Genomic DNA, 430 nt, shown 5'->3' on the forward strand with positions numbered 1-430 from the left:
GAATGCCGGCCGGAGCGTCCTCGAAGACGAGGCAGTCCTCTGCGCTGACGCCGAGCCTTCCAGCGGCAAGAAGGTAGCCTTGCGGGTCGGGTTTGCCGGCCGATACGTCTTCGCCGGTTATCATCAGCCGTGGCGTCGGTATCCCTGCAGCGGCAAGGCGACGAACAGCGAGCTCGAGCGGCGCCGAGGTGACGATCGACCATTTCTCTGGTGGCAAGGTGTTCAGAAAAGCGATGGCGCCCGGAATTTCCACGATGCCCTCGGCGTCCGCCATTTCCGCTGCGGCCAGTTCGCGCGCTTCATGTTCCGCGTCGACCGCGCGGCCCAGTGTGCGGATGACATCGGCCGCGCGCACGCCATGCACGGACTTCATCAGAATTTCGCGATCGACCCCATTGCGAACCGCCCAGGCGCCCCAGACCCTTTCGAC

General features: G+C 65.1%; 1 protein-coding gene. It reads right to left on the minus strand.

All coding sequences use genetic code 11. The features are described from left to right. A partial coding sequence (locus O7B34_RS32060) for an HAD-IA family hydrolase (RefSeq protein ID WP_337149754.1) occupies window positions 1-430 on the minus strand: 430 nt, incomplete at both ends.

The organism is Mesorhizobium sp. Cs1299R1N3 (assembly GCF_037179625.1).
GTDB classification, from domain to species: domain Bacteria; phylum Pseudomonadota; class Alphaproteobacteria; order Rhizobiales; family Rhizobiaceae; genus Mesorhizobium; species Mesorhizobium salmacidum.